The 25,692-nt window shown below is 70.0% G+C and carries 18 protein-coding genes; 6 read left to right on the top strand and 12 right to left on the bottom strand.

The genetic code is table 11. The features are described 5' to 3' along the window. On the top strand, window positions 1-603 hold a 603-nt coding region (locus ACIP67_RS42485; RefSeq protein WP_401699913.1), incomplete at its 5' end, for an IS3 family transposase. A gap of 36 nt (window positions 604-639) precedes the next feature. Here the strand turns inward: ACIP67_RS42485 and ACIP67_RS42480 are convergent. From ACIP67_RS42480 to tpg, 10 genes are all read right to left on the bottom strand, one after another. Next, window positions 640-1,293 (bottom strand): NACHT domain-containing protein, encoded by a 654-nt coding sequence (locus tag ACIP67_RS42480; protein ID WP_401699910.1) that lies wholly within the window; start codon window positions 1,291-1,293, stop codon window positions 640-642. Window positions 1,294-2,381: 1,088 nt separating this feature from the next. Next, window positions 2,382-3,818: an Eco29kI family restriction endonuclease gene (locus ACIP67_RS42475; protein ID WP_401699907.1), complete on the bottom strand. Its 1,437-nt coding sequence runs from the start codon at window positions 3,816-3,818 to the stop codon at window positions 2,382-2,384. Next, the gene (locus ACIP67_RS42470) at window positions 3,808-4,128 is read right to left on the bottom strand and encodes a hypothetical protein (RefSeq protein ID WP_401699904.1); all 321 of its coding nucleotides are present in this window, start codon (window positions 4,126-4,128) and stop codon (window positions 3,808-3,810) included. The genes ACIP67_RS42475 and ACIP67_RS42470 overlap by 11 nt, the downstream gene beginning before the upstream one ends. A 227-nt stretch (window positions 4,129-4,355) precedes the next feature. Further along, the gene (locus ACIP67_RS42465; protein WP_401699901.1) at window positions 4,356-6,806 is read right to left on the bottom strand and encodes a hypothetical protein; all 2,451 of its coding nucleotides are present in this window, start codon (window positions 6,804-6,806) and stop codon (window positions 4,356-4,358) included. Window positions 6,807-7,221: 415 nt separating this feature from the next. Beyond that, complete coding sequence (locus tag ACIP67_RS42460) at window positions 7,222-8,418, bottom strand: DUF3800 domain-containing protein (protein ID WP_401699898.1); 1,197 nt, start codon at window positions 8,416-8,418, stop codon at window positions 7,222-7,224. A gap of 616 nt (window positions 8,419-9,034) precedes the next feature. After that, window positions 9,035-9,757: a helix-turn-helix domain containing protein gene (locus tag ACIP67_RS42455; RefSeq protein WP_401699895.1), complete on the bottom strand. Its 723-nt coding sequence runs from the start codon at window positions 9,755-9,757 to the stop codon at window positions 9,035-9,037. After that, window positions 9,757-11,799, bottom strand: a complete 2,043-nt coding sequence (locus ACIP67_RS42450) for a hypothetical protein (protein ID WP_401699892.1) — start codon at window positions 11,797-11,799, stop codon at window positions 9,757-9,759. The genes ACIP67_RS42455 and ACIP67_RS42450 overlap by 1 nt, the downstream gene beginning before the upstream one ends. Then, window positions 11,799-12,422: a DNA-binding protein gene (locus ACIP67_RS42445; RefSeq protein ID WP_401699889.1), complete on the bottom strand. Its 624-nt coding sequence runs from the start codon at window positions 12,420-12,422 to the stop codon at window positions 11,799-11,801. The genes ACIP67_RS42450 and ACIP67_RS42445 overlap by 1 nt, the downstream gene beginning before the upstream one ends. A 130-nt stretch (window positions 12,423-12,552) precedes the next feature. Then, window positions 12,553-13,560: a hypothetical protein gene (locus tag ACIP67_RS42440; protein ID WP_401699886.1), complete on the bottom strand. Its 1,008-nt coding sequence runs from the start codon at window positions 13,558-13,560 to the stop codon at window positions 12,553-12,555. A gap of 100 nt (window positions 13,561-13,660) precedes the next feature. Beyond that, entirely contained in the window at window positions 13,661-14,230 is a 570-nt protein-coding gene (tpg, locus tag ACIP67_RS42435) for a telomere-protecting terminal protein Tpg (protein ID WP_401699884.1), read from the bottom strand. A 137-nt stretch (window positions 14,231-14,367) separates the two neighbouring features. Here tpg and ACIP67_RS42430 point away from each other — a divergent pair, with 137 nt between their 5' ends. Beyond that, window positions 14,368-15,390: a TniQ family protein gene (locus ACIP67_RS42430; RefSeq protein ID WP_401699881.1), complete on the top strand. Its 1,023-nt coding sequence runs from the start codon at window positions 14,368-14,370 to the stop codon at window positions 15,388-15,390. A gap of 53 nt (window positions 15,391-15,443) precedes the next feature. Here the strand turns inward: ACIP67_RS42430 and ACIP67_RS42425 are convergent, their stop codons facing one another. Next, a complete protein-coding gene (locus tag ACIP67_RS42425) occupies window positions 15,444-17,603 on the bottom strand; it encodes a helix-turn-helix domain-containing protein (RefSeq protein WP_401699879.1) in 2,160 nt (719 codons plus the stop codon). Window positions 17,604-17,986: 383 nt separating this feature from the next. On the opposite strand from ACIP67_RS42425, the gene ACIP67_RS42420 reads away from it, so the two are divergent. From ACIP67_RS42420 to ACIP67_RS42405, 4 genes are all read left to right on the top strand, one after another. Beyond that, a complete protein-coding gene (locus ACIP67_RS42420; RefSeq protein ID WP_401699876.1) occupies window positions 17,987-18,790 on the top strand; it encodes a hypothetical protein in 804 nt (267 codons plus the stop codon). A 44-nt stretch (window positions 18,791-18,834) separates the two neighbouring features. Then, complete coding sequence (locus ACIP67_RS42415; RefSeq protein WP_401699873.1) at window positions 18,835-22,104, top strand: Mu transposase C-terminal domain-containing protein; 3,270 nt, start codon at window positions 18,835-18,837, stop codon at window positions 22,102-22,104. A gap of 155 nt (window positions 22,105-22,259) precedes the next feature. Next, complete coding sequence (locus ACIP67_RS42410; RefSeq protein WP_401699871.1) at window positions 22,260-22,934, top strand: hypothetical protein; 675 nt, start codon at window positions 22,260-22,262, stop codon at window positions 22,932-22,934. A 225-nt stretch (window positions 22,935-23,159) separates the two neighbouring features. Then, window positions 23,160-24,050, top strand: a complete 891-nt coding sequence (locus ACIP67_RS42405) for a hypothetical protein (RefSeq protein ID WP_401699868.1) — start codon at window positions 23,160-23,162, stop codon at window positions 24,048-24,050. A 110-nt stretch (window positions 24,051-24,160) separates the two neighbouring features. On the opposite strand, the gene ACIP67_RS42400 is transcribed toward ACIP67_RS42405, so the two are convergent. Further along, entirely contained in the window at window positions 24,161-25,534 is a 1,374-nt protein-coding gene (locus tag ACIP67_RS42400) for a hypothetical protein (protein ID WP_401699866.1), read from the bottom strand. Window positions 25,535-25,692: the final 158 nt, after the last annotated feature.

Genomic DNA, 25,692 nt, shown 5'->3' with positions numbered 1-25,692 from the left:
GGCCAGCGGCGCCGCACCACCGTGCCAGAGCCGTCGGCACCCAGGCCGCCAGACCTGGTCGACCGTGACTTCACCGCGAGCCGGCCCGACCAGCTGTGGGTGGCCGACATGACCTATGTCCGAACCTGGACAGGCTGGGTGTACGTGGCGTTCGTCCTGGACGTCTTCTCCCGGACGATCGTCGGCTGGCAGGTCGCGAACCACATGCGAACCGAACTCCCGCTGGACGCCCTGGAGATGGCACTGTGGAGACGCCGGATCAAGAAGGACTCCGGCCTGATCCATCACAGCGACCGCGGCTCGCAATACGTATCCATTCGCTACACCGACCGGCTCGCCGACATCGGCGCCGCCGCCTCGGTCGGCTCCGTCGCGGACAGCTACGACAACGCGATGGCCGAGGCGCTGAACGGCACTTTCAAGGCCGAGCTGATCGAGATGCAAGGGCCATGGCGGGACGTCGACCAGGTCGAGCGGGCGATCTTCCAGTGGGTCACGTGGTACAACGAGGAACGGCTGCACTCCGCCCTCGACTACGTACCGCCCGCCGAGTACGAACGCGACTGGTGGCGACAACAGGAAGCCACCCCGCAGTCCGCCTGAAACAAGATCGCCGGACTCTACGGAACTCGGGGCAGCTCACTTCTCCGTGTACTGGCCCACCTGGTCCAGGGAGAAGTCGTCCAGCTCGTAGATGTCGAAGTGCCGGGTGTCGAAGGGTGCCTTGCTGTAGCCGACGCGCCGGGCTGTGATGAGGATCGGGATGAGCGGGAAGCGGTTGGCGAAGGCCTCAATGGTCCGGACGAAGGTCATGCGCCGTCCGACGTCGATGATCTCGTCGATGCCGTCGAAGATCACGAAGGAGCGGCCGAGGGTGGCCAGGTCCCCGACAGCTTCCTCCGGCACCTCCAGTTGGAGGTTCTCCCGCAGCGAGCGGGTGATCGCCGACAGTATGTACGCGGCCCCGTCGGTGCCTGGGACGTCTTTGCAGGACACCACGAGCGGGGCGTAGGCGATGGGAGAGCCGGAGCGTGAGAGCTGGTGGACGAGGTTCTGCGTCATGGTGCTCTTGCCGACGCCCGGGTTGCCCAGGACCACGCAGCGCGGACGGCTTTGGGGCGAGACCAGGAAGGAGTCGTCGCGGAACTCGTCCGTGCCGTGCTTGCGCAGGTTGCGCTGGACGTACAGCACTTCGTGGTCGAAACGGGCCGTCTCGCTGGCGTGGCTGAAGGTGTAGGCGAGGCTGAGCTCGGCGTACCGGCGTTCCGATGCGGCTCTGATGTCTGCCAGCACCCCTGGCGCGCCCGCTTCACCCGCTCCGAGGATCCGAGGATGTCGACGATATCCCGGAAAGCGGCGCTGGGAGGAGCGTCGTCGCCTGCCACCTGTGGTGCGGCCCCGATATAAGCGGTGACCTTCTCCAGGTCGGTGGCGCTGATGGTCGCGGTGATGCTGTCGTCGAGCGGGAAGACGCTCTCCATGTAGGCCATGGCAAGCTGCCAGAGCGCGTCGGCGAGCCCGGCCCAGGTGTATCCGTGTTCGTCGCAGAAGTCCTCGGCCCTAGCCGTGAAGGTCTCCTCGTACTCCCCCGCCAGGTCGGACAGTTCCTCGTGAGATCTGAGGCCGAGCCTGGCGATGAACAGGAACTGCGACAGAGCGACAATCTCGGGCTGTTCGAGGAATTGTGAGACCTGGGCGAGCTGGTCCTGGGTCAGCAGGGCGATCGCCTCGCCGGCACTGTCCTTGAGGAGGAGGCCGCCCCGCTCGTCGGACTCCTCCGACCAGGGTAGTGGCGGGGTGTCTCCCGTCACCGGGGCCGACGACCTCGTCACGAACGCCGCTGCCACACGTCCGACCACACTGCCCACGACTGCCGGTTCCACCGTTGTCCCTCCCGCGACCTGTTTCACATCCTCTCAGAAGGCGCCTCACGGTCGGGACCGGCCGCGGTGGCCGGCCCGGCGTCTGGCGCGCCAGCGCGTCTCTTCACCCGCCAACAGCTTAGAAACAGCATGTACGGCGAGGCGGGCCGCAGCTGCCCATCCAAGCTGGTGCAGATGACGCACTTCGAGCGCCGCGTACCAGCTCTGACCTGCTACTTCTACGCCGGTTTTGCTTCAGGTGTCAGTGGTGACGCACTTTCCGCCGATCTCTCTGCCTGGGACATCGCGGGGCGACAGCCAGTGAACAGGCCGCGCATCCTGCTGGCTTACCGGCCGAGCGCTCAAGCTGCAAAGGCGATCGACGGTGAGCGGCTACCTCTGCACTCAGGGCTACCGTCTTCCCTGCGACGGATGCCCGTCCTCGTAGACATCCGGAACCGCATTCATCACCTCGCTGCCGACGTAGTAGCGGATGGCGCTGGGGTATCTTGCGCCCTGCTAGCGGTACATCAGGACCTGGCCCAAGAGAGCGCTGATCTGCCATGCGTCACCCAGGGCAGCGGCAAGCAGGCAGAAGGCGCGGTCGGCGGAGAGAGGACCCTCCGGGACAGTGAGCCGGATTCCGTCGATCGCGGTTCCCCGGTGGTCAAAGCGGAAGACGTAGGGGAGTTCGCTCCTGAGGTAGGCGGCCATCTCGCGCGCCGTCAGACCGAGAGCCGGGCCCTCGGCGCGCAGAGGCCACGCCAGGTCGATCGGATGGTGCACGTCGAAGTTCTTGCGGGCGAGCCGGGCGGAGTCTCTCGCCCGCCCGGCGTCGTGGTTGCCGAAGCCGTTCAGGTTCCAGAGCGGGGAATGTCCCTGGGCGTGCAACTGCCGGAGCACGACAAGCTCGGGCGCGACGTGGTTGAGGTCGTCGTCCAGCTTGAGGTAGCTGAAGGAAAGGTCGCGGGAGTCGATGTGACGACGTCCGTCGATCTTCCGCAGGTGCTTGGTGAGACGGGTGGCGATCGAACGATCGTGCTTTCCGACGTACACGATCTCCGGGGTGTCATCGGACTCCTGGTGCAGGAGGTAGACACCAGGCCAGTCCTCGAGCTTCTCAATGCTCGCAGCCGTGAGGTCGTGGCGCGGCTGCGCGGCGAGGACCCGGAGGAAGAAGTCCACCTGCTCCTGCGGTAGCAGCCTAAATCCTGTGCCGCCGGTGTACGCGACGTTGCGGCTGAAGGGGTAGGCCTCGACGGTGTCTGTCCCGCGCTGGTTGGGTTCCGGGAGGCCGCGCGCCTGGAGTGTGTTCCTGAGCTTGGGATAGATGTCGCTCAGGGCGAGCACCGGCGGGGCGCCCGGGATTCCGTCTCGCACGATGTCTCGCAGAGCCCCGGTGAACGATGTGCAGGCGGTCTCCTGTTCCTCCGGCGGGGGCACGTGGGCGACCTGGTCGGCCGCTGTGAGCGTGTACACGCCGCGGATGTCGGTGGTGTCCGCGAGCTGGCTCTCGCCAGCGCCGGTCAGTCCGTGGATAACACGGCCGGAGTAGCAGCAGTCGAGGATCACCAGCTTTGCCTGGGCCGGCGAGTCGAGCAGGGCGTTGCGGACCTTGTCGTATTCCAGGCCTGTCAGGTCGGGGTAGCGGAGCTGGGTGCCGCCGGTGGCAAGGCAGAGCGCACCGGTCCTGGTGACGACCCCGTGGCCGACGAAGTAGAGCAGGAGGGTACCCGTGGTGTTCTCGGCCAGGCGGTGCAGTTCCAGCGCCAGCTCGGTGGTGTCGGTGGGATCCGCGAGCATGTGTACCCGGTCTGCGGACCAGCCGCACAGGTCGGGAGCGGTGAGCAAAGCGTGCATGGCCGACAGGCTGTTGAGGACTGCGGGAACGTCGGGGAGGGAGGGGTCCTGGTATCGCGAGATACCGATAAGGACGGCGGTGTCGTCAGACTCCATCGGTGTCCTCGTCCAGGAAGCGCCGGATCAGCGCCTCGGCCTCTGCAATATCTCCGGTCTCGAGTTCCAGGGTGCGATCCGCCCGGGTGATGGTGATGCGCACCGTGGTCGGGGTACGGCGGCTCTGCAGCCATGCGGCGAGGGAACCGGCAAGGACGGTGGCGACACCGCCGGAGCCGAGGGAGACCGTGAGGAGTTCGAGGGCGGCACCGAGCTCGCTCTCGGCGGGGGCAGCCGCAGTCAGACGGACACACCCCTGCAGGCCGCGTTCGTGACGGAGCCACTCGGCCAGCGCCAGACGGTCGTCCAAGGCGTCAGCTGAGTCGAGCGTGATATGGACATCCGCCGTTCCGGTGCCCTCAGTGCGGTGCATCGTGTCCCCGTCTCGCATGCGTGTTGTGTCCGAACTTCCTGGCTGGTACACGGAGTCACCCTATGTGGCCTCGCCTTTGACGCGAGTGTGATATCGATGCGCTGCTGCGTACTGTGTACAACCGTGTGGTGAAGCGGGCCGCCCACCATCTGTGCGGCAGCGGATCACAGTGGCGGGTTCTGCAGCATGGCCGCCTCGACGATGGCCGTTGCCATCGTCGGTGTGAACCGGTAGTGCTCGGTCAACAGTCGTGTCACTGCCGGGCGAAGCCGGGCCAGGAACTCGTCGGCCGTGGGTGGCTGCAGTTCCGGGATGGGTTGTCTACTTAGAGTGCGCTGGCGGGCTACTGCTCGGCTGCTCGCCTTGAGTGCGTTGAGCGCGGCGGGCTGCAAAGCTTGCACTGGCTCCGGGCCGATTCCGGTCGCGAGCAAGGTTTCGGCGGTCAGTTGTACGACGGCCGGGAGCATCTCCTGTGGCGCCAGCAGCGCCGTTGCGCCTGCGATCGCCTGGTGGAGCCAGCCTGCGAGCTGGTCGGGGGCGTTCTCCCATACCTTCTCGGCGATGTGGGCCCACCGTGGCCTGAGCGGTTCATTCATCCAGAAGTGGGGCCTGCTGAATGTGACGGCTGCGGCGGCCGGTGTCCAGTCCTGCGTTTGAGCGAGCTCGGTGATCTCGCCAAGAGTGACGGGCAGATCCACGACATAGGACTTGAGCAGCGTGCGGAGGTCGTGGCGGTAGCGCTCGTGGGTGAACTCGGGATAGTCGCTGTGGCCGGTGAGGAGACGCAGGAGCGCGACCGTGCCGAAAGTGGGGATGCCTGCCGTGATGAGCAGTTCGCGCAGGGCCGCGTCGTCGCACCACAGTGCGCTCCCGGTGTCCAGGGCGTGCTGGGCGGCAGACAGCCAGGCGACGGTTTCCTGGTCAGGAACATCGTGCAGGTCGAGCAAGCGCCGGATCCCGGTGAGGTCGGGGACGTCAACAGGCTGCAGGGCGGGGATGATCCGGGAGAACGCGGCGGCTTGGCGGCTGTGTTCTCTCCGGTCCTGGTCGGAGTACTGCGTCATGATGAAGCGTCCGCTGTGTACGCCGAGTTGACCGGAGGATCGCAGCATCTCGTCCAAGGCGTAGCGGGTGTTGATGATGTCGTCGAACACCGCGCGAGAGACAGGGGTGGCGGCGAAGACGGCTCTGAGCTGGTCGAATCGGCCAGGCAGGAGTGTGGTGAGGGCCAAGGTGGTGGGGTCGAGCACAACGTTGCGATTCAGTGCGTCGTTCGCGGCCCGCACCTCGGCGGCGACGTGTTGTGGGTTGAGTGTGCAGGCGGGAATGAGTCCGGCGGCCCGATGAACCGCTGTGAGAGCGACGGGGCGTCCTGCTGCCCAGGCAAGCATCCCGGTCGTGAGGGCGCCGACGCGTACGGCGTCGGCGGCGGCTTCGAGCAGTGGTTCACGAGGGCCCAGGGTCCGTTCGACGTACTGCAGGAGGTTTCGAGATCCGCGGATGGCGGTGAGCGAGCCGACTGCTGCCGCATCGGCCAAGAGGTCTTGAAGTCTTCGCTTGAGCGGATCCGACAGGACGAGCGCCGCAGGCGCTGTCTCCTGGGGGGCCGGGGCGGCCGTCTTCACAGAGGTGGCGGAGGTGCGGTCGGGGACCGGTTCTCCTGTGGCAAGGAGGACTCCGTTCAGGAGGGCTGTGGTGAGTTCGGGGTCCTCTCGGCGGTAGTGCTCGGCGAGGCCGATCGCGGTTTCCGCGAGTGCGGGTGTCCATCCCGACCATCCGGTCAGGGTGAGCCATGCTCGTGCGTCGTGTGCGTTGCGGATCTGTGGGGCGAACCGGGCGAGAGTGTCGCGTGCTGTCTCCAGCTTGCGGGCGTTGAGCTGGGCGTGGATCCCTGCCCAGACCAGGGGCAGTGTCTGTGGGGGGACGGTTCCGACGGCTCCTTCCATGGCCGTAATGTGTTCGATGCCGGTCTCCTCGGCCAGTCCGACCAGGGCGTGTTCTTCCATGTCGTCCCAGTCCGCGCGGTCCTGGGCACACTGGATGACCGTGCGGCGTAGCTGGCCGCGCAGCTCGGCTGGCGGGAACGGGCGTCCCAGCAGGGTCAGGGCTTTCGTGCGTGCCTGATCCCGGTCGCCGGAGCGGTCCCACCGGTCGATGGCAAGTGCTCTGAGGTGGGGGTCACCGAAGCGCCGCCCGGCGCGTTCAGCGGCTTCTGCGGCAAGCACCAGTTGTCCTTGGTGCTCGTACTGTTGGACGAGTGCCATCGCGGCAGCCACACTGTGGTTTTCCCATTCACGCAGCCGCCGGATGGCGGCACCGACATCGCCGTTGACAGCATCGGCCACGGCCCTGCGAGTCTGGTAGACGGCTTCGGACAGGGCTCGTTGTTCACGGAGTTCGTCGAGGTGAGGCACCGGCCACAGGCCGTGGCTGGTCAGAGCGAACGCGGCCTCCGCTCGCTGCTCATCGGTGGTTGCACCGTCTGCCGCAGTCTGCCAGGCGGCGATGCAATCGGCGCGGTTGGCAGCGGGATCTGCCTCGCGGGCGTAGGCCGCCAGTCGGAGCTTCTCGTCGTGTCCGGTGAGGTGGGCAGCGAGGGTCTGAGCAAGGTCCATGCGGCCCGCTTTGTAGGCCAGCCGTACTGCTTCGACCAGGAGGGGCTGGGAGGTGGTTTCTGGTTCGTGGGCGTCTCCCTCCGGCTCGGCGATCGCGGTGTGGATGGCGGCGGTGATGTCGCCGGACCTCAGCCGCGCCTCGAGACAGCCACCGGCGGTATGACCTGACCCTCATGGAGGCGTACGGACAAGGCGTCTACGACCCTGGCGACCCCCGTCATCCTCTTCGCTGGTTCGACCGGGACGACCTGCGTGAACGGTGCTCATCGGAGCTGGCCTTCGTCAGACTGTCGAAAGAGGAACAGGAGGCCCGGACCGCCGGAGCGCTCAACCGTATGTCGGAATTGCTGCGTCCGGGGACAGCCGACAACTCCCACTGACCACGGTGGTTCACGCAGGGCCACGCAGGCTGGCGTCAGCGGCGTTTCGCGCGGGCGGTGTCGATCCGTGCAAAATCCTCAGGGCCTTCGTCCATGAGTAGTCCCTGGGGATCCATCAGCGGTGCCACCACCGGGTGAAGGTCGTCTCCGGCGGGATCGTCCTCGCCGTCATGCCATCGTGCGACCGCCCGCCCCGCGCCCGCCACCAGATCAGCGAGCTGGAGCGATGGGTGGTCCACCGAACGGCCGCGCACCAGTTCCTGGAGATGGTCTTGCCTGATGAGGCCGTGGACCATGCCCACGGCCGTGGCTCCGCGCTCCAGGACGTCGAGCTTGTCATCGGTCAGCAGCCGCTGATCGTCTGCGAGGACCTGCAGCTTGCCGCCATAGCGTATGGACGCGTGGAGAATAACCGTGGGCACGGCGGTGACGAGGGGGTCCATCGTGTCGTCCAAAAGGCCGTGCTCTCCGGTCGGTGTGGCCTCGGCCGGACGCTCACGGGCGAACTCCTCGGCTTCTGGGCGGGTCTTGCGCAGCATGTCCAGGACCTCTGCTGCTTTCTTCGCCTGGGGCGCCTTGCGGCGGCGGGCGTAGGCGTAGGACTCCCGGATGACGGCGTAGAGGTCGTCGGCCGTGACTTGGTCGCCCGTGCGGTTCTTCTTGGAGAAGAAGCCCACGGCGGTGGCGATGAGCCGGTCGAAGCCGTCGCGGCCCAGGGCCCGGGGGCCCTCAGTGGCCAGGTCCAGGGCCAGCTGCCGGCCCACGCCGTTGCTGTCGATGTCGTAGCCCAGAGCGTGGAACCGCTCCTCCAGCAGGAGGGAGACAAGCTTGGCCGCGACGAAGTAGTGCTTGTCGATCGCGTACACCGAGGCACGGTCGTGCAAGGGTCCGCCCGGCCTCAGCAGTTCGCCCAGGAGCCGACGGCGCCGACCGGCTCCCCCGCCGGTGAACATCTTCTGGAACTTCGCCTCTGTCGCGGACTGCTGGATCCCCGCCTCGCGTCGCAGCGTGTCCACGATCGCGGCAGCTTCGGCATCGTCGATAGCCACCGAGCCCAGGATCATGTAGCGGTCGTGGCCGTGGAGTTGGTCGCCGTGATAGCCGGACTCGTCGATGGCGATCCATCTTCCGGTGCCGGCACGGTCGTCGGTGGGTGCCTGGCGGTTGCGGCGGCTGAAGTTCGCTCCGAGCAGCCCTGTGCCGGCATTCGGCGCATGGTCGCGTTCGATCATGCCGCCCATACTCGGCGTACGGATCCTTGTGGACAAGCCACGGTGCACCCGCGTCCCGCCGTCCATGCCCCGGCCTGCGCTGCGGGCGCTTTCAAGGTGACCTCACGGCCGAGGGGAGATCAAAAACTACAAGGCGTAACCGGCACGCAGAACTTGTGGCAGCCCCCAGCCCATGTAGTCGAAGTCACTATGCCTCGCGTTTCCCCGCGGACACTCGGCAAGAGGTGTTCCAAGAGCTCGGGCCATGAGAATCGGCAAAGCCCACGTTCCTGGAGCTACTGTGGCGCTGAGGGGTACGCCGACGCGTCGGTGGCAGGACTTCGTACACGCGGGTTGGGACGGGCCAGGAGAGCAGGTACATCGATGGCGTAGTGGGCGGCCACGCGGTTGCAGTCGTCCAGCGGCCAAGCGGGGGCTGACCTGTGCTTGGCGCATTCCCAGCGCCGCAGCGAGATCGGCTTGTGTCTGCCCCGTCAGCTGCATGAGCGCGGTGATCGCGGCCCTCACTCGTTCTCCCGACGACAGCACCATGGTGTTCAACCCACCGTTGCACGTCACCGGGGTCTCCGCGCGGCGTTGTGTTCGAGCCGCGCCTGGTGTGTCGTGACGGGTTCCGTCAGCGGGGCCGCCATGTCCGGATTTCGAGGTGGAGGATGTGGACGTCCGAGTGAATGCGGCCGGTCTCCACGAGCCATTGGTATACGGCGGCGGTGACGTCGCCTCCGGCGGCGTCGACGCGGCGGGCGAAGTCGGCGGCATCGAAGCCGCCGGTCTGAGCGGAGCCGTAGGAGCGTTCCTCGGTGTGGTCGGCGCGCTGAATGACGTCTCGGCGGATGCCGGGTGAGTCGGTTCGGCTGCCGGAGGGGTGCAGGTAGGCGGTCTTGGCCAGGCGGACGGTGAAGGCCAGGCGCAGTCCTCGGCGGGCGGCTTCGGCGATCAGGGGGCGCAGGCGGGCGGAGCCGGAGGCGATGGCTTGGGCGCCGACGCGGCCGGTGCCGGATCCGGTGGGAGTGATCAGGAGAGCTTTGCCGCGGACCCGGGCGCGGGCGCCGGAGGCGGTGGTGCGTCGCATGGTGTGGCGGGCGGCGATCGCGGCAAGTTCGGGCAGGTCGGTGATACCGCCGGTCTCAACGGCGGTGAGGACTTCACGCAGGGCTGTGACAAAGGCGGCGCCCTTGTTCCTGGTGTAGAACTGCGAGACCAGGGACGGGTCGCGGTCGATGATGCGGGCGATGTCGCGTTTGGTGTAGCCGGCCTGTTGGAGCCGGTCGGCGAGTTGCGCGGCTTCGTTCAACTCGCCCTGGCTGCTGGGGCGGTCACTGCGGGCGCGGGGCGGCATCAGGTCTCCTGCCCGGCGGAGGTGAGAGCGGCTCGTCCGGCGTCCCGCAGGGTGAGGAGTTCTTCCTCGGTGGTGGGCGCGGCCAGGGGGCCGGTGAGGTGGCCGCGCAGGAGGTAGTCACCGGGCTGATGGTGGTGGGGCCAGTTCTGGGGCTCGGTGAGGTAGAGGGCGTCGGTGCGGAAAGCGACGACGGTGCCGGGGGGTGTGTGCAGGGCTCCGGCGTAGGTGTCGTCGTCTCGGTGATACTGGCTCAGCAGGGCGGCACGGGCGCTGGACCAGACGGTCGCGGCCCATTCGGGGTGGGCGTTGGGATCGCGGGCGAAGCCGGTGGCCCGTTGCCAGGTGATCTGTTCGTCGTCGAAGCCGATGATTTCCGCGTCCGGCGGTACATCTCGCTCCAGGGTGCGGGGCGTGCTGCCGGTGACCATGCGGGGGCGCTGGGCGAACGAGCCGATGCCGTAGAGCATGATGGAACGCACGGCGCGCGAGGCCAGGTGGGCGGCGCGGGCCTGGTGTTCATCGCCCTGGTAGTGGGCCTGGGCGGAGAGGTTGGTCCAGGTGTCTTTGAGTTTCTTGGCCCAGTCGGCAAGGGGTTTGTCCGCTTCCCAGAGGATCCCGTCGATGATCTCGATCTTCCAGGGCTGGATCGGGTTGTTGAGTGCCGTGTGGATCTCGGGTCCGCCGGCCCAGGTGGTGAAGGTGCTGCCCGGTGCGCTCGGGTAGTGCCAGGCGCGCTCTCCGGGGGCGGGGGCGGGCAGGATTCCGACGTGGTTCCAGCCGTCGGGGACGGTGACCCGTACGTGCCAGTGGCCGCAGCCGTAGAGGGCGTTGGTCTGTTCCTGCGTCGTCCAGGAGGCGAAGGTGCGGCTGGTGATGCGGCGGGGTGTGCCGACGGGGGACTTCCAGGTGTGTTTGGCGTAGGCGAAGGTGCGGTCGTATTCGACGAGTTGGGGCGGTTGCGCGGGCACGTGGGGCGGAGTGATGAGCTCGTTGCGGCCCTGGCCCGCGGTGGCGTGCAGCAGGCCGCGCAGTTCTTCCGACAGCACGGGGAAGCCGTCGGCGTACTTTCCTCGCTGGGGGATGGTGCGGGTCCACAGGTCGCGGCCGGTCTGTGAGGGCGAGCCCATGATCACGGCGTCGGGCCAGCGGCGGCGCAGTTCCTGCCACAGGAGCAGGAAGGCGTCGCGGACCATGGCGGGGTCGTCGCCGTCCGCCAGGTCGAACCACTCCCCCACGGAGCGGATTTCGACGCGGTGGTCGCCGCCCTCGCGCTGGTAGCGGCCGACCGGGTTGCGGGCGTGGACGAAGTGCCCTGCCAGGCGGTCCTTGCCGTGGCCGGTGTCGGTGCGCCAGCCGGGCACGGGGGCGTTCAGCCAGGCGGCGACCGCGTCGCGCAGGTAGGGGTAGCGGTCGGCGTCGCGGTGCCAGGGGTCGCCGGCGGTGATGTAGATCCGCTCCACGCTGTCGGGGACGGTGTGGAAGACGGCCGTCAGGAGGGCTGCGGCGGACCGGTCGCCGAGATCGAGGCGGGTGGTGTGGTCGCGGTGGACCAGCACGCCGGTGGTGGCGTCCAGGAAGACGGTGGCGCGAGGCCGTTGCAGGAAGTTCGGGCGTTGGGAGACCAGGCGGGGGGTGTGGGTGAACCAGCGGTCAGCGGTGCTCTCGTCGGGCAGGGACGGCAGGATGCGGGGGTCGCCGTCTGCGGTGAGGGGCGCCTGGGCCTGCCTGGCTTCCGCCGGTGCGGCGGGAGTCTGCGCCGCAGGCGCGGGGTCCCGTGCCACGGCATCGGTGTGCGGCCCGGCGGAGGGGGCGGCGGCAAGGCTGTCGGGGGCGAGCTGGGGGGCGATGGTCACGACTTCGGCCACGCTGATTCCGGCAGCGGGCGCGATCCGGTCGGCCTTGGCCTTGTTGTAGCCGGCGAGTGCGCTGATGGTGTTGGAGCGTTCCGTCTCTAGTCTGGCCAGGGCTGCCGCGGTCTTCTTGATGTTCTCGCGCAGGGTGCGCAGTTCGGCCAGGCCGGTGTTGTAGCTCTGTGCGTCCATCACGGTTCCTCGGGCAGCCGGCGGGTCGCGGGCCTTGTGGTGTGGGTGGTGACGTAGGCGACCGCTCCGCCGGAGTGCGATTCCAGACGGGTGGCGAGCAGCAGTTCAGCGAGGGTGCGGTCGCTCTTCACACGGGAGGTCAGTTCGGTTGCGGGGGCGGCCAGGTCGGTGACGTAGCCGGCCAGCCGTGCGTCAGGGAAGGCGAAGCGGCCTTCCGTGTTGCGTTCGAAGGGGTCCAGGCCGGTCAGGACGGCGACCACGTACCCGGACAGGGTCACTGGCAGCACTCCGGCGGCGGCGATGCTGGCTGCGTCACACCGCCACCAGCCCTTCAGGCTGTTGAGGAGGCGGTCGGGGCCCAGGTGGGGTGCGTAGCCGATCCACTGCCGGCCGTCGTCGACCGGGCGTGCCGCGTCGACGCGCAGCACGGCGAGTTCGGTGGCGTGCAGGCGGTGCAGGGGGGCGTGGGAACGTTCCTGCAGGGCCTGGACGACGGGCAGGGGCGTCATGACGCGGACGCCCCGGCGGGACAGGCCGGGCAGGACGCCTGCGTTGATGAGGCGGCGGTAGGTGGTGACGGCGCAGCCCAGTTCCTCGGCTGCCTGTCCCGTGGTCAGCAGCACTGCTGCCTCCTCGGGGTGCGGGTGCCTGCCGTGTCTGAACGGTATCGGCTCCCCCACCATGATGCAAGCCTGATCAGATATCTGATCAGGCTTGTCGCTGGGGTGGTGTGTCGGGGGATGCCGGCCGGCGTCAGAACTCCGGTGTGCGGGCCTTGTCGGCGGCAGGGCCCTGTGCGCCGATGACGCTCAGACGCTTGTTGATGGCTCGCTCGCTGCGGCCGAACTCCCGGCTCATCTCCTCGTCTGTGGCGCCCTGGGCGCAGCGCTGGGCGAGCTGCTTCTCCTCTTCCTCCGTCCATCCCTCGTGGGAGCGGCTGTGGGTCTTGCGGCGTTCCTCGAGGGTGGGGCCGTGGGTCTGCTTCGGCACGGGTGCGGGCCGGGCGGAGGGCGACGGCGGGGCCGGGCGGAGGGTGAGACCGAGGCGGGCGAGCTGGTGGTGGATGGCCAGCGGGCTGCGCCCGAACTCCCGGCCCAGTGCGGCGAAGTCGTGTTCATGACGGTATCTCTCGGCCAGGTGGGCGCTGTCTTGGTCGGTCCACGGCTCGCCGCGCCGCGGGGCCGCAGGGGCGGGGGGCTCCGGTCCTGTGGCGGGGGCGGCGGCGGGGGCGGGGGCTTGTGCCGGGGTGGCGTGGGCTGCGGCACCGAGCAGCCGGGCCAGGCCGTCGAGGTGGTCGGTGCCGATGTCCCCGCGCAGTTCTCCTTCGATGTCGCCGACGAGGGTGCTGACGGTGAGGGTGGCGGCGAGACGGCCGTCGTCGTGGCGGGTGGCGGTCAGGAGGTAGCGGCGGCCGTGGTCGGTCGCGGCCAGCTCCAGGTACAGCTCGGGGGTGTTGTCGCGGTCGGGCGGGTTCGGCGCGGTGCGGCTGCTGCCGACGGGCGTGGCCAGGAGGGCGTGCACGTGCCAGGAGGCCGTAAAGGTGCCGCCGCTGTCGAGCTGGTAGGCGACGGGGCCGGGGTCCAGGTCGGTGACGGCGAACAGGACGTTGAGGGTCTGCCCCGCGAAGGGGCTGGCCGCCTCGGGAGTGCCGGGCACCGGGAGGTAGGTGAGGGTGCCGTGCCCGGGGTCTGCGACGAGGGGGGTGTCGAGGTCGCCGTGCCAGTGTCCGGCGGTGTCCTGGAAGGCGTAGATGAGGGCCATGGGCGTGGTGTCTTTCGCATCGGCGGGCGGCCGGGGTCACGGGCGCCGGGGTGTGCGGCGGGCGGCCTGGCGCGGGCGCCCCCGCTGTTGGGAGGGGTGCTCAGTAGTGGAACTGGACGAGGTGGAGGTCGCTGATGGCGACGGCGGCCTGCTGCTGGTCGGTGGGCAGGGCGCGGAAGAAGTAGGCCTCGCCCATGCCGTCGGCCAGGATGCCGCGCAGTTCGTCCTCGTCCGCGTTGCGGTGGCGGGCCTCGAAGAGCATCCGGGCGTGCACGGTGGGCAGGTCTTCGATCAGCGAGCGCAGGCGGGGGTCGCAGAACTCGCCGCAGCTGGTGGTGTAGGTGAAGCGGGCGTGTATCTGGACGGTGACGGAGCCGCCGTGGTGCAGGATCTGCTGGTGGGCGCGGCGCCTGACATCTGGCTGCCAGGCGCGGTAGATCTCCCGCTCGATGAGGGTCTGCTGGGCGGGGGTGAGACCGCTGGTGTCTCCTGCGGCCCACTGGGTGACCGCATCCGGGAAGGCGAACAGCCGGGGGGCCAGCTCTGCGGCGCCCTGGTGGCGCAGCAGATGACGCACGCGCGCGGGGGGCCGGACCGGGGGGCGGCTGGTCCAGTGGCGGGCGTCGGCGATGTCCAGGGCCTCGGCGACCGACATGGTGGGATGGGGCACGGTGCGGGGGTCCTCCTGCCGGGTTGGGGGCGCGTTGCCCCGGCCGGGTGGTGGTCGTTGTCCGGACGGCGGGGCGGGACCGAGCCACGCGGGGGCGCCGACGGCGAAGTGAGGGGCGAGACGCGGTGGGTGTGCTGGTGGCGAAGCCGGTGGATTTGTCGGCGGTGCGGGGAGAGGCGGCGAGTTCGTTCGTCGTCCGGCTGGCTGCCGCCAACGGCATCCTGCCGGCCGGTGTCCTGGACGATCTGGGGGTCCGGGGACATCACGCACTGGATCCGCGCACGAGCGAGGTGCTGCTGAGCAGTCAGGGGATCGGGCTGCTGGCGGTGCTGGCCGGCCGGGACGCGGCGCACCTGCGCCGGACGCTGCCCACCGCCGCTGCGGGGCCGGTTTCCTCGCGGGCTCGGCCGGCGCGCGTGGGCCCGTGGCCCGCGGGCTGGACGGTGCTGGCGGAGTGTTCGGGATGCACGGCCCGCCGCAGCGATGGGCTGCCGCCGGTGTGGCTGGCCGTGCGCGCGTCCTGGCAGGTGTGTGTGCGCCACGGGCAGTGGCTGCAGGGCTCCGACCGGGCGCAGCACATCAGTCTTGCGGGACTGGAGGAGGTGGTAGAGGCCCATCGGCGCCGGATGCGGCTGGAGCAGCGGGTGGGCCCGTACGCGCGGGCTCTGCTGGCCGACGCCCTGCAGGTGGCCGGGTTTTGGTGGCGGTGCCGGCAGATGGGCTCGGACACGGTGTGGGCCCGACGGGAGCGGGCGCTGGGCCTGGTGCGCCGGCCGCAGGCCCTGCCGCTGGTGGTCTACCCGGAGGCGGTCACGGTGGCGGAGGCGATGGCCGTGCACGAGCGGCAGCGGTGCTGGGGCCGGGACTTCGACAACGGTGCGCCCGGCTGGGTGTCGCGGCGCTGGATCACGTGGGTCGGTGAGCGGCTGGACATGACCGAGCAGATGGAGCACGGCGGCTACCGGGCGCTGCGGAGCTGGACGATGCAGCACCGCGTCGCCGCCCCGGTGGCGGCCCGGCTGGCGCAGACGGCTCCGCCGCCCGGTTACCGCTCGGGTCAGATGCAGCCGCTGGAGCCGCACCGGCCGCTGCCCGAGACGCTGGAGGACTCCTCCTGCCTGCCCTGGAGGCTGGACGGGCCGGTGACCAGTCTGCCGTGAGGAGCGCGGCGGCCGTGGGGGCGGTGCGGGGCGGCCGGTTCGGGCGGGCGCCGTCACCATGGGACGGCGGTGTCGGTCAGCGCCTGTGCGGGGTTGTGGTCCTGGCGGCAGTGCTCGAGGAACCAGTCCATGGGGCGGACGGCGACCGGCCGGACGTGGCCGGGCGAGATGCCGACCCGGAATCCGCAATCAGCCTCGCCGGTGATCTCCAGGATGCTGGGGGTCCGGGTGGCGTAGACGATGTGGCCCGCGTGGACGGCCAGCGGGAAGTGTCCCGTGCGGGCGGTCTGGCACAGCTTGCGGTGCACGTTGGCGCGGGTGTTGGCGGTCACTGCGGCCAGCAGGTCGGGGCGCCAGCTGGGGTCGGGCGGGCTCGTCCAGGGCAGGGCGGGGTGGTGGTCGGGGTCGGCTGGCTGGGCGGCCAGCCGGGCAAGGCCGCCGTCGGCGGAGGCGTGCACTGCGCGCAGCAGGGCCACGTCTGCCGGATCACTGTGGGGCAGATCGTGCAGGGCGGTCTCGAACGCCTGCGGGGTCATCTGGGCGGTGATGCCCAGGCGTTCCAGCGCGGTGAGGTGGGCTTTGCGGAAGCGGTCGTACCAGGGGTTGAGGTAGGGCCCGGGCGGGCTGGTGCGCCGCAGCCAGCCCTTGACGGGCCGGATGGTGACGCCGCGCTCCAGGGCGTAGGCGACCGCCGGGGTGGGGTGCCAGGCCAGGCCTTCTGTGGGGAAGGGGGATGGCAGCTGGGGATGTTGCGGACGGACGGGGGGCAGGGCGACCAGCCAGCTGCCGGGGGTTCTGCGGTCGAAAGGAGGTTCATCGACCTCGCAGGCCGGGCCGTCGGCGACACGGATGTTGTTGCAGTCGGCGACGTAGGGCAGGTTGACGGCCAGGCAGACCACGTAGGCGCACTCGGCTTCGGCAGGGGTGGGGGTGCGCCACCAGTTGAGGTCTTCGACAACGAGGCTGTCGGCGGCCGCCCGGCCCACGGCGAGATGGTGGCCGGCCGGTGCCTCGCACGGTGCGGGATCGACGCACTCGGTCAGTGCGCCCGGTGCGCCCGGGCACAGCAGGGCCCCGGAGACGGGGTGCCGGCGCGCCGGCGGACGCAGGTCGCTCATCAGCCGGTGGCCGCAGTCTCCGGGCGTGCCCAGCGGGGTGCGCAGCAGGCTCGTGTACTGGCCCAGCAGGCTGGCCAGTTGGGCCGCGTCGAGGCTCTCGGGCAGCTTCCACGCGTCGCGGTACAGGGCGCCCCAGGCGGTGACGGCCAGGTGGATGCCGTCGCGGTGGGGGTCTTGGTTGCTGGGGTGGAGGGTGGACCAGGGGCCGAGTCCGTGGGTGTCGGTCTGCCAGCCGATCGCCCGCAGCTGCCGCAGCAGGGGGTGGTCGCTGCGCGGATGCCGCTGTGCCCAGGCGGGCGGGGCGAGCGGCAGGGCCAGGCGGGCGGTGGCCGCCTCGGTCAGGACGAGCAGCGGGCCGGCGTCCAGCCCGGCCCCGGGTTTGACGGCGGGCGTGCCCAGGCCTGCGGTGACGGCCCAGGACAGCAGCTCGGTGCAGTTGTCGGCGGCGACTGGGCGTCGGTGGCCGTCTGGATAACGGGCGGCAAGTCCCTGCCCGCCGTCGGTGTCGATCACGGCGAGGGGGCCCTCGCTGGTGCGGCGTCCGGCGGTGGGATAGTCCAGGCGCGCGGCGGGAACAGCTGGCGGGAAGACCGCTGCGGGCTGGATGGAGGCCGGTGCCGCCCTCTGCGGCGGTACGGAGGCCGCCGGCGGTGATGCGGGATGGTGGGCGGGGGCGGGGGCGGGGCACCGGGTGCCCAGATGCTGGGGTTTACCGCCGACGCGCTGGCCGGTGGGCTGCCGGCAGCGCCGGCACGGCTGGTCGGTGCCGGCCTGGGACGGGATCTCGCGGTGGATGGCTCCCAGGGCGGGCCAGTCCGGTGCGGTGGTGTCCGCATACGCGGGTGCGGGAGTCTGCGTGAGCCGTGCGTGCAGCCCCGCCAGCAGGTTTCGGTAGACGTCGGCGTTGTGGCCGCGTGGGGTGGTGGTGCCGTTCTCCCAGTCTTGGACGGTGGTCTCGGTGACCGAGCAGGCGTCGGCCACCTGGTGCAGGGACAGGTCGGATTGCCGCCGCAGCCTGCGCCGTTCGTCGGGGGCGGGCAGGTCGCGCGGTGCGGCGGCGGGCAACATCCCGTCCGTGGGGAAGAGTTCGTTCACGGCTTGTCTCAACTCCTTGGGCGATGGGGGCAGATGGCGGCGCGGGGGCTGTTGCCGGCGGGAGTGCTTGGCAGCGGAGCATGCCAGGGCCCGAACACGGTGCGTGGGCCCGCATGAACGTTCTGCCGCCGGATGCGACGATCTGACCTGCGCTGATGTGCCGTGATTCGAACCCGTTCGGGTGAGGCGCGCGTTGGCGGTCACCTCACGCCCCCTGCCGGTCCCGCCCCACGCGGCCGACGCCGTGCCGCGCACCGGCCCGGCCGGCGCGACAGATGGTTCGTTCACACGATCGAGCGAGGCGCGCGCCGGATTCCCGCGCCTCGCTCGTTCGAGCGTGTTCGAGCCGGTTCGCTTCCCTCACGGAGGCTCAAGCCGTCACCGTGTTCGACACCGCCCGGATCGATCGCACGGGCGACGTCCATGTTTTCGCGATCCGTGAAAAGGGGTGTGCTGTGCGGGATGTGGTGTGGGCCGAGTTCCACTCCCCGGCCGGGCGGCTGGTGCGGCGGCCGGTGAGCCAGCTGCTGCGGGAGGCGCTGGAGGAGCGGGAGCCGGTGTGGAAGCCGGTGCAGTACCGGGGCAAGCAGGCGATCGCGACCTGGTGGCGGCCGGCCGGGGCTGCCCGCCATGCCGGCTGCGCGACGTTGGAGGCGCTGGCTGCGGCCCGCGCGCTGGAGTTCGATCCCGAGGTGGCCGCCTTCACCGCGTGGCCGGTGCGGTTGAGCTGGGCGGACGGCGGCGGCGCCCATGTGCCGGACTTCTTCGCGCGGCTGGCCGGCGGGCGTGCCCGCCTCGTGGTGCGCGCGCCGGGCGGCACGGCGAGCGGCGACTGGCCAGAGGTGCTGCGGCTGCTGGATGCCGCCGGGCGCCAGGCCGGCTGGCAGGTACGGGTGCATACCCCGGCGGACACGTCGGTGGCGGAGGCGGAAAACCGGCGGCGTCTGTCCCGCTACCGGCATGCGCGTCTGGCGGATGCCGAGGCGGCCCGGCTGCTGCGCGTCGCGTTCGCCACGCCGAGACCCCTCACCGAGGGGGTGGCGGCCACCGGCCTGCCGGAGCTTTCCGCCCTGGCGCAGGCTCATCACTTGATCTGGAAGCGGGATCTGCGCATCGACTGGAATGTGCCGTTCGTGCCGGCCCGGTCGCTGGTGTGGTCGTCCACGGCATCCCGGGCGGTGGCGTGATGGCCGCGCCGTGTGTGCCGGTTGCGCGGCCGGGCGCTGTGGCGGTGGGGGACGCGGTGCGCTGGCGCGGCAGCAGCTACCTGGTCGCTGCCCTGCAGGGCAGCAGCGTGCATCTGCTCAGCCACGGCGCCGACGGCGAGGACGCCGTCGTCCTGCTCGATGCGCTGCTCGGCGCGCCGGACTTCGCCCAGCTCGCCTCCCCCGACGACAGCACGGGCAGCCCTCCCGTGCCGGCACGGGAGGGCCTGGCGAGTGTGGCCCTGCTGGAGGGACTGTCGCCGAAGGCGCGGGAGGAGGCCGAGTTCTGGCTGGACCACGTACTGGAGGTGCACACCGGTCTGCCCGGTTTCGCTGCGTCCGGCTGCGAGCCCCGTCCCGGGTACGACCCGGCGCGCACGACGCTGCGTGAGCGGTACGCGCTCAAGGCGGCCGAACTGCAGGCCGCGCACCACCGGGTGTCGGCGGCGACGGTGGAGCGCAAGCGGCTGGCCTGGCTGGCCGAGGGGGTGTGGGGGCTGGTCGACAAACGCAGACTGCGGGCGCCCGGCAGCCGTGGCCGCGTCGACGGGCGGGTCGTGCGGCTGCTGCGGCAGGTGTACGGCCGGCTGAAGAAGAAGTCCACCGGAACCAAGTCACGGCTGTTCGAGCTGCTCAGGAGGGCCTGCGTGAAGAAGTTCAAGAAGAGGGAGGCCGGGCTGCTGCTGCCGTCACGGGCCACGTTCTACCGGCTGCTGAAGCGTCTGGGGATCGCGTGCGGCAGCGGCAAGGACACCGTCCGGCAGCGGGAAAGCGACGGCAGCCGCCCGCAGCCGCCGTTCACGAGGGCCATGGCGATCGCGCCGGGTGAGCAGGTGCAGATCGACACCACCCAGCTCGATGTCCTGGCCCTCGACGAAACGGGCCGGGCCGTCTCCGTCGAGCTGACCGCGGCCATCGACGTCGCCACCCGGTCGATCCTGGCGGCGGTCATCCGGCCCAAGTCCAGCGGCACCAAGACCGGTCCCGACAGCCGCCGTCACGGCGGCCGTGCGACCAAGGCCGTCGACGCGCTGCTGCTGCTGGCCCAGATGTGCACGCCGCAGCCGGTGCGGCCGGGCTGGTCGCGCAGGGCCCGCGCCGAGGGCTCGGGGCTGCCGTATACGCAACTGGTTCAGGCCGATGAGCGCATGCGGGACGCGGCCGCCCGGCCGGTGATCGTGCCGGACATGATCGTCATGGACAACGGGAAGGTATTCGCCGGGCGGGCCTTCATGGACGCGTGCGCCTATCTCGGGATCTCGGTACGTCCGGCCTGCTACCACTCCCCCACCCACAAGGCCATCATCGAGCGGACCTTCGGATCGGTGAAAAGCCTCTTCAGCCAGTTCCTCACCGGCTACACCGGCCGGGACTTCACCCACCGCGGCAAGAAGGTCGCATCCGAACGGCTGTGGCGCCTGGACCAGCTCAACGACCTGCTGCAGGAGTGGATCACCACCGGCTGGCAGCAGCGCCCGCACCAGGAACTGCGCAACCCGTTCCTGCCGTCCATGGCGCCGCGCACGCCCAACCAAATGTTCGCCGCGCACGTGGCCAGCAGCGGCTACGCACCCCTGCGGCTGACCGCAGAGGACCGGCTGCGGCTGCTGCCGACCGCATGGGTGCGCGTCACCGACGCAGGCATCCGGCTGCACCAGCGCACCTACGACAGCCGGGCGCTGAACGGCTACCGGGGCGCCGCATCCGGCTGGCCGGGCAAGAAAGAGCGCTGGCCGGTGCGCTACCACCCGCACCAGCCAGAAAAGGTATGGCTGCAGGACCACCGCACCGGCACCTGGGCGGAGGCCGACTTCATCCACCAGCGGGTGATCGGCGACGAGTGGAGCGAGCACGTCTGGGACCAGGCCACCGCCGTCCACCTCGCCGAAGGCGGCAGCGCCAAGGACCAGCGGGCCATCGCCCGCGTCGTACGCTCCCTGCTGGAACGCGCCGGCCGCGGCCCCGCCCGCACCGCCGAGCCCGCACCCGCGTCCCTGGAGCGCGGCCCGCAGGCGGGTCCCGCGCCCGCCCCAACCCCTACGCGGGCATCCCCGCCCCCGTCTTCGGAAGTATTCCGGCCCTGCCCAGCATGGACATCGACCCACGGCGCCTGTCCCTGCCCTCCGCCTCCCACGCCCCGGCCGGCCAGGACATGCCCGGCGGCCCGTACGGCGAGAGCGCGTAGAGCACCGTCCCTTCCGCGCCGGGGCGGGTGGGAACCCGCCCGCCCCGGCCGCTCCTTGACGATCACAGAAGGCTTCGAGGTGCCCCTCTCTCCCCCCACCGCCGGCGACGGCGAACGGCCCGTGCGGCCCACCGTCCGCTCCGGCTGGCAGTCCCACGTCCACCGCATCGTCGTACCGCCCGAGCTGGGCGACTGCCCGCCCCCAGACACTCCCGTCGACACCGGTGATGCGCGGCTGCGCTATCACGCCACGATGCGCACGGTGCAAACACCCGCGCTGAAGAAGGCCGTCGTCCTGGCAAGGCGGCTGTGGCTGGCCAGCGGCTCACGCAGCGAAGGCCCCCTGCACCTGGCCATCGACGGCCCCGGCGAGACCGGGATGACAACCGTGCTGCGGCAGATCGGCCGCGCCTTCGAAGGCATCGTCAGCGACCAGCTGCCAGCCGACCGCACCCGGATCCCGGTCATCCACATCAATGTGCCTCTGTCCCCGGCCAACAAGCTGGACTGGTCCATCCCCTTCGCCGACTTCGTCGGCCACCAGCACACCAAGGATCCCGAAAGCGGCCAGCGCAGCACCGACATGACCGGCCCCGTCTGCCATGTCATGAAAACCCGCGGCACCCGCCTGGTCCTCGTCGACGGCATCGACCGGCTGGAGAACTCCGAGCTGAAGACAGCCTTCGACTACTTCGGCTACCTCTCCAGCGAGTTCGGCATCTCGTTCGTCTACTGCGGCCCCGGCGCCCGGGACATCGCCAACGCCGGCCGCCGCGGCAAACGGGCCGAGGCACCGGCAGGCGGCGCAGGCGGCATCCCCACCCTCGCGGTCAACCCGATCCCCTACAGCCCCGACGCCTACGACATCTGGCACGAGGTCATCAAGTTCTTCGACCAGGACCTGCGACTGCACCGGCACAGCCCCGGCGACCTCCTCGACCTCGCCGCGCATCTGCACAAACGCACCGGCGGCTACATGAAACCTCTGTCCTACCTGATCTGCCAGGCAGCCCAGGAAGCCATCGAGACCGGCACCGAAGCCATCACCAAGGAACTCCTCGACAACCAGCTGGTGGGACGCTTCGAAGACGATCCGATTCTGCAGATCTGACGCGCATCTCCTCAGATCATCCGCTCGTTGCACTCCATGTAACCCACGGGCCGCTGCCGACAGCGCGGCCTGCACCGACAGACGTGGCCCTCGGGGCGCCCTCTGCGCCGACGGCGATCCTGCCGCCCCCTCCCCGCTGAAAGAGCTTCTTCCCCATGGCCAAACGCAAAGCCAAAGCCGCCCGTCCCCGCCTGGTACCCGCCGTCACGGTGGCGGACGTGACCGAGATCGGCACCTCGCCCGGCGTCCTCGTGGTCAGGACCGGTCCCTTCACCAGGACGCCCAAGGTCTTCACCGTGCCCGCCGAGATGGTCGGTTCGTTCGTGTCGAAGCTGCACGATGCTGCCTGCGCGGCGGAAGAGGAGTACTGGGATCTTCTGCCCGCCTTCCGCGCCGGGGCCGCCAGCGACGACGCCGCCGAACTGGCCAGGGCCAAGGAGAAGTGGCTTCTTTCCCAGTCCTGGCAACAGGAAGCGCAGCGGGTGCTGGGCGCAAAACCCGATCGCGTTTTCTTCATGGACTACGTGGGACACGTCGGCGTCGTCGCGGCTGCGCCCTACGCAGCAGCACCTCATCTGCTGATCTTCGATCCGTTGCAACTTCACCGGCTGGCTCCTGCGTTCCAGCAGGCCGCCGCCCGGGCGTGGCAGAGCCTGCCGGGCACCGTGGCCGATCCGGCACAGCGGCTCGCGGCGTCGCAGCGCGAGTGGGCTTCGGTTCCCTGGCCGCGCACCCCGGTCACCCTGCCCACCCAGCAGCAGGCGGAGAGGGTGATCACGGGGCTGCGCACCGAATTCCTGCGCCGGGCACCGCTCCTGAAGGAGCACTGAGCGCTCCCGGACAGCCGCCCGCGCTGTGCTCGCGGACCGCGGCAGCGCGCAGGTCGAGCGGTACAGACCGCCCATCGGCGTCGGTCCGTCGAGGGACTGCAGCCCGATGGCCCGGGCCGGACGGCGGACCCATCCCCCCTCATCTCTCTTTTCTTCTTTGTCCGCCGGTGCAGCGCGCCGCACCGGCAGCACATCCCGCCTCCACCTCAGAACAGGGAATGCCTGATGGAGCAGTACCGCACGTTGTTGGAAGTGCGTTTCCGCGATGCCGACAGCCGGGACGCCCCCTGGCAGCGTTACGACGAGGTGTTGGATCCCTTCTACTCGTATGCCCCCCGTAGCGAGCAGGTGTATGAGGATGACAGCGACTGGCTTCCGGGCACTGTCCAGGAACGTGCCCAGGACGATCTCAATGACGCTCTGGGCATCGTCATCGACGAGCAGTACCTCGTGCGCGTGGTACGCGATGGTCCGATGGATGTGCGGGTGCGGCTTGTGGAAGGAGGTTCTGGTGACACCGCTGACAAGGTCGTTGCCGTGTGCACGCCGTCCCCGGAGGAGGAAGCCCGGGCGTATCTGACGTCAGCCCTGTGCGGCTACGACGACGTACGGGCCGACCTGCGCCGGCGGCTGCTGCGGGCGCATCGGGCGGGTGTCGGCGCGGACGAACTCATCCGCGAGGTCGCCGGGCGGATCGAAGTCGCTGAAATCCGCGGCCTGTTCGAGGCTGGCCGGCTGGCCGAGGCCGCCCGTGCCGTCGTCGCCGGCTGGGAGGACCCGGAAGGGCGGGTCGCCGTGAGCGTCGAGAGGGACAACTCGGTCATGGTCCTGCTGCGGACCTCGTTCCAGCAGGAGATCAACTACGAGGAACTGTGCCTCAGCGACGGCCCGGAAGGGTACGAAAACTGCGAGGACGGCGACTTCTGGGGATACAAGGACGGCGTGCGTGACGCCGAAGCGCTGCTGCCGCTCCTGACCGAGCACTACACGGTCACCTGCGGAGACCGCCCGGCGACGGCGTCCGACCTGGCCCCGCTGGATCCCGACCGGTGGGGCCGGGTACGGATCACTCCCAAGCCGGGGGCGGCGCACGTGTCGTCCAAGCCATCACCTTGACACATCGCCGCCACGACGGAGGGCCTGGGCCGGGACAGGAGGTACGCACTGCCCCAGCCCAGGCCGGCCCTCACCCCAGAACGTCCCCTCGTTCAAGGCAACTACTCTGATCAGAAGGGGCTTTCTGCCGAGAAACCGCGCTGCGGGTGGGCGAGCCGGGACACTTGAGCGAGTTGCAGGGCCAGTTGGCGGCGATGCACGTCATTGGACGGGACCACACACTTACGGACCGCCAGGCCGCGGTCGAGCAGGTGGAATCCCGCAGCCTGCACCAGGCGGTCGCGCACGGAGTTCTCGTTGCCGACATCCGCGGCGACGAGGCGGCACCCCGCGCCGAGGAACTCCACCGCCTGTGTGGCCAGGTACGCTCCGAGGCCGAATCCCCTCCAGGCTTTCTCCAGTTGGACGTTGAGGAGGACCAGCAGGTCGCCGTGTCCTTCCAGGCCGAGTTGACGCATCTCGCTGTCCGGGTTCTCCCAAGCCGCGCAGAGGTCCGCGGCCAGGCGGCCGAGGCGGTACTGCTCGCCGTACACGCTCCCCAGGGTGTACTCCCCCTGTCCCCAGCTCAGCCGCGCCAGCGCCAATCGGCCGATCTGCCCCAGCGCGGGCTCGGGGTCGTCATCCGCCGGCCGGTGGTGCACGCTCACGCTCCACCACTGGGCGTCCTCCTGCGCCCACCAGGGCGACAGCCGGTCCGGCTCACAGGAGAACTCCAGCTTCACATCCCCTGGGCTTCCGGGCAGTTGCAGCGGATCGAGAGGGCCGATCCGCCGTGGAACTCCATGCTGCTCACTGACCGGTCGCCTGCGGGGCCGGGGAGCCACGGCGTGCAGGAGACGCTCCTGGTCAGCGTTGATCTCAGGTTCTTTCTCTTCGTAGTCCCAGTCGTCGGCGCAGTCGGCGTCGGCGAGATGGAGCCTTTCAGCGAAGTACCGGGCGTGCTCGGCGGCGGGCAGGCCGACCGTGACCGCGGCCCGCATGAGCTTCGTCATGAGATCGCCTTCGACATAGTTCATCCAGTCCCGCTCCTGGCGGTGGTGCTCTGCGAACAGGCCGGTCTGCTCGCGGACAGCCTCACCACCACCCGCAATCATGTGCACATCGCACAGCGTCCGGTAACAGGTGGGCCTTTCAGGGCACAGGGGCTGGTTACAGAGCCGGTGGGCGTCGCCCCAGGGCCCCTCCCCGAGATGGAAGCGCCGCCGGGTGTCGCTGATGACGACGCCGTCCGGACCGGCCGTCTCGACCGAGAGCGTGCGCCGTTCCAGCCCCAGCCAGGCGTCTGCCAAAAGGTTGACGACGGCCAGAACGCTGGTGCGTGCGACCTCAGTTCCCAGGATGGCTGAGTGATAGACCACGGTTTCATGGCTGCGGTGCGCAGGGGTGCGGGAGGACTCCTCGATGAGGCCCCAGGCCGAGAAGAGGGTGGCGGTGGGGGTACTGGGCGCTGATACGGGCGGGCAGGCGGGTGCAGTGCTGCTCACGGCGTGGCTCCGTTGTGGTGTGGGGGCGGGAGGGGGGAAGAGGTGTTGCATGGACGGGCAGGCTGTCGGCGTCGGTTGAACTTGGACCCACTTTGGGCGGTTGAATTCTGACCCGGTTGGTGGTGGTTCAGTCGTTGTCGGTTGTGTCGGTGGGGACG

Source organism: Streptomyces sp. NPDC088812, assembly GCF_044750285.1.
Taxonomy (GTDB): Bacteria; Actinomycetota; Actinomycetes; order Streptomycetales; family Streptomycetaceae; genus Streptomyces.
This window is presented reverse-complemented; position numbering and strand designations above follow the sequence as displayed.